At 71.5% G+C, this 3,857-nt stretch carries 3 protein-coding genes; 1 reads left to right on the top strand and 2 read right to left on the bottom strand.

The genetic code is table 11. The features are described from left to right. Positions 1-142 precede the first annotated feature (142 nt). Positions 143-1,711 (top strand): NAD(P)/FAD-dependent oxidoreductase, encoded by a 1,569-nt coding sequence (locus tag G6026_RS14320; RefSeq protein ID WP_182613570.1) that lies wholly within the window; start codon positions 143-145, stop codon positions 1,709-1,711. 23 nt (positions 1,712-1,734) lie between these two features. On the opposite strand, the gene G6026_RS14315 is transcribed toward G6026_RS14320, so the two are convergent. After that, positions 1,735-3,381: an HNH endonuclease signature motif containing protein gene (locus G6026_RS14315; RefSeq protein ID WP_241725933.1), complete on the bottom strand. Its 1,647-nt coding sequence runs from the start codon at positions 3,379-3,381 to the stop codon at positions 1,735-1,737. 124 nt (positions 3,382-3,505) lie between these two features. Next, positions 3,506-3,857, bottom strand: a 352-nt coding sequence (locus G6026_RS14310; RefSeq protein WP_182613569.1) for a cupin domain-containing protein, incomplete at its 5' end; no start/stop codon positions are given.

Below are 3,857 nucleotides of genomic sequence, written 5' to 3'. Positions count from 1 at the left end.
TCCCCGCCGATCCGACCGCCGCGTCCCACGGCGCGGCGGTCGAGTCATCAGTCAGGCATCGCCGTGGTGTCCGCCCGGGCGCAGGACCCGGGTGGGCCCGCGGCATCGACCCGGGCCCGCTGAACCCAGGAGCTCCTCCGCCATGACCGCCGTGACCTCCGACGCCGCAGCATCCGATACCGTCACCGCCGGCCCGGACACCAGCCCCGACACTGTGACCGCGGCACCGGACTCCCGGCGCCTTCCCGACGCAGAGGAGCGCCTCGCGGCCCTCCGGGCCCGCGTGCACGAGGACATCGCCACCACCAGCCACTCCCGCGACTGGATCCCCCGGGATCCGGGGTCGAGCGAACTCGACGTCCTGGTGATCGGCGGGGGACAGGCCGGACTGGGCACCGCGTTCGCGCTGCAACGCCAACGGATCGACCGCGTCCTGGTGGTGGACGACGGTCCGGAGCAGCAGGTGGGGTGCTGGGACCGCTATGCCCGTATGCACACCCTGCGCAGCCCCAAACACATGAGGGGTATCGAGTTCGACGTCCCCTCCCTGCACGTCCGGCGTTGGTTCGAGGCCGTGTACGGCGAGGCCGCGTGGGCGGCCGTCGAGCTTGTTCCCCGGCTCGACTGGAACGACTACCTGCGGTGGTACCGGGAGGTCACCGGCGTCCGGGTGCGGCACCAGACCCGCGTCACGGCGATCCACCGGCCCGCCACCCCGGACGGGCCCTTCTCCGTGGAACTGAGTGGCCCGGCGGGGAACGAGACCACGGTGACCGCCAGGCGCATCGTCTGCGCACTCGGACTCGCGGGCGGAGGCGGGCCGCGCGTGCCGGACCTCATCTCGTCCTCGCTGCCCCGCGAGCGCTGGTTCCACACGGAGGACCCGATCGACTTCGCCGCGCTGCGGGGTCAGCGGGTGGCGGTACTGGGCGGTGGCGCATCCGGGTTCGACAACGCGGCCACCGCCCTCGACCACGGCGCCGTCCGGGCGCACGTGTTCGTGCGCCGGGAGACCCTCCCGGCGTCCAACCCGCTGCGGTGGATGGAATTCCCGGGCATGCAGGAACGCTTCTACGACCTCGACGACGAGGCCAAGTGGGAGTTCGGCGTGATGTCCGGTGGCCTCCCGCAGCCGCCCACCCAGCATTCGGTGTGGCGGTGCTTCGCGCACTCCGGCTTCGCACTGCACACCGGCTGTGGGTGGAAGGCCGTGTCGATGGTCTCCACCGACGCCGGTGAGCAGGAGATCGCGATCGACACCGACAGGGGGCGGTTCCACGCCGATGTGGTGCTGGCCGCGACCGGATACACGGTGGACCTGCGGTTGCGGCCGGAGCTCGCCGAGTTCGTCGACGACATAGCGCTGTGGTCCGACCGTCACCCGCCCGCAATGGGACACCCGGCCGGATCGAGTCCCTATCTGGGTCCCGGGTTCGAGTTCACCGAGCGAGATCCGGGCACAGCTCCGTGGCTCTCCCGGCTGCACCATTTCTCGACCGGCGCCCGCGCGTCCATGGGCGTGACCGGGAACCAGCTCTCCGGCATCTACGGCGGTATCGGGCGGATCGCCTCGACGATCACCACCGCGATCACCCGGGAGAACTGGGGCAGGCTCGCCGGGGACTTCGCATCCTTCGAGCACATCGAGGTCCGCTCCGTCGGACCCCACGACGCATCCGACGGGTGGTATCCGACGAGCTCGCGGTTCTGACCGCGCGAGTGTCACTCCGCTCATCAGAACGGGGGCTCGTCCTCAGGCCCCGTGGTCGAGGGCTCCGAGGGGGCCACCGGACCGGACGGTGGGGCGTGTCGCCGGAGTCGCGCCTGCGCGCGGAGACCGCGTCGTTCGGCGTCACGCCGGTGCCGCACGTGTGGACGTCTCCGGGACTCCGCACATCCGCTGCCGGTCGCGCCCGCCTCGGCGGCCTCCCGCTGACGCCGGCTCGCCTCGGGTCGTCGGGGAGCGGCGTGGTCCGAGAGAGGGCCCGTGGGATACGTCGTGACACGGGTTCCGGGGTCTCGGTCCGGGTGGCGGGGACCGTGGATCCACACATAGGAACCGTCGGTGTCCCGGTAGTAGGCCCACACTCCGTCGGTCTTGAGCCTGTGGTGGAAACGGCAGAGGCTCCCGAGGTCGTCACAGGTCGTGTGCCCGCCGCGTTCGGGACGGTCGTGGTCGAAGGGGATGATGTGGTCGAGGTCGGTCTTCTCGGCCGGTGTCTGGCAACCGGGGAACACACAGGTGCCGTCGCGTCCACGGCAGAAATGGGCCAGGGCCTCGGACGGGGCGTGGCGTCGGGCGGCGGCGGAATCGGGGTCCGCGAGTTCGGAGAGTTCGGTGACGCGGTGCCTGACGTCGCGCTGCAGTTCGTCCGCGGTGTGCCCGGTGACCGGTCCGTATCCGGCGAGGGAGATCCCGCGGTTGCCCGGGCTGCCGTCGTCGTAGGCGTGGAGGACCACCCGACGCGCCGCGGACCGGGCCTCCGGGTCGCCGGGGTGTTCCCCTCGTGGGTCGGGCAGGCAACTCCACCCACGGCTGAGCGCGAGCAGTCCGGCCGAGCGAAGTTGGCCGAGCGTTCGCGGATCGCCCGCCGGTGCGGTGCGGGCGAGCGCCTCGACACGGTCCGCGATCTCCAGTGCGTCCTCGGCGGTGAGCGTGGCCGTGATGATCGCCCGGTCGTCGCGGAGGGGCACCAGCTCCACGTCCTGACCGCGTCGTGACTGTTCGGCGCGGGCGTCAGCACCCAGCGGATCGCAGGCGGAGACTGTCCTGAGGAGCATCTTGCGCAGCGGCCCCAGCCGCGGCGGGTGTGTCCGGCGCCTGGTGGGAGCAAGCCCCTCGCTGATCCGGCGGTCAACGTCGGGCATGAGGTGATCGGCCACCAGGGCCGTCTCCTCGGCGATGGTGTGGGCGGCGAGGATCCCTATCCATCCCGTCGCCAGAAGCGCCGCGGTGCGGGGAAGCCGCTCGGTCAGCTCGACCGCGGTGGTCACCAGGCGTGATGCCCCGTGACGGGAGAGAGCCATAGAGGCGCCGATCATCGTGGCAGCCGCCTCCCACGGGTCGCGGTGTGGGTCGCCCTCGGTGGCGAAGCCCTCGGTAGCCGAACGGACACAGTCGTAGGCGTAGGCGAGGGTCCGCCCTTCGGCCGCGTAGATCGTTCGTTGGGTGAGGTAGCCACGCTGCTGGCCGGGATCCCACCGGGCGAACGCCTCGGGCACCAGGACGGGCGATGCCGGCCCTGTCGCAGTGGTGAATCCAGGAGGTGGCACCAGCGTGTCAGGAGGGTCGGCGTCGTCATGTGGCGTGGGGCGGTCACGTGGCGTGGGGTGGTCACATGGCGCGGTGCCGTCGGACAGGCGAGGTGTGGGTGAGGTCATGATTCGATCGTATGTTCGAGGTACGACATGCTGTCCGGGGGCGGCGACCGGCGCGTGTGACCTGCGGTGCCCTGCAAGGCCCCTGCAGGGCACCGCAGGTCAGAAGGGTGCCGGGTCCGACGCCTCAGCCTGGCCGCACCACGATCAGGCACGCCGTGCCACCCTCGGGCACGTACCAGCGGTGGGGGAGTGTCCCGTCGTACCGCGCCACGTCACCCGGCTCCAATCTGCTCACCGACCCGCCCACCTCGAGCAGAACGGTGCCACGGGTGACGTAGATCCACTCGCGGCCGGGGTGCTCGAAGAACCGACCCGGGACGTGATTGGTCTCCACGAACTCGAGGAACTGGGTGTCGTTCGGCCCGCCCGGCAGTAGTCGGGTGTGGCCCCCGACCGTGCCCTCCGCGCGGGTGAGGATGGCGCCCTCCGACGCGCGGCGAATGTCGACCTGGGCGGCCGACGCGGCCGAGGCGGCC

It is taken from the genome of Dietzia sp. DQ11-38-2 (assembly GCF_014145055.1).
Classification (GTDB): Bacteria; Actinomycetota; Actinomycetes; order Mycobacteriales; family Mycobacteriaceae; genus Dietzia.
This window is presented reverse-complemented; position numbering and strand designations above follow the sequence as displayed.

Excerpts from the sequence above, each read along its gene's own strand:
- G6026_RS14320 (WP_182613570.1), top strand. The coding sequence starts at position 143 with ATGACCGCCGTGACCTCCGACGCCGCAGCATCCGATACCGTCACCGCC.
- G6026_RS14315 (WP_241725933.1), bottom strand. The coding sequence starts at position 3,381 with ATGACCTCACCCACACCTCGCCTGTCCGACGGCACCGCGCCATGTGAC.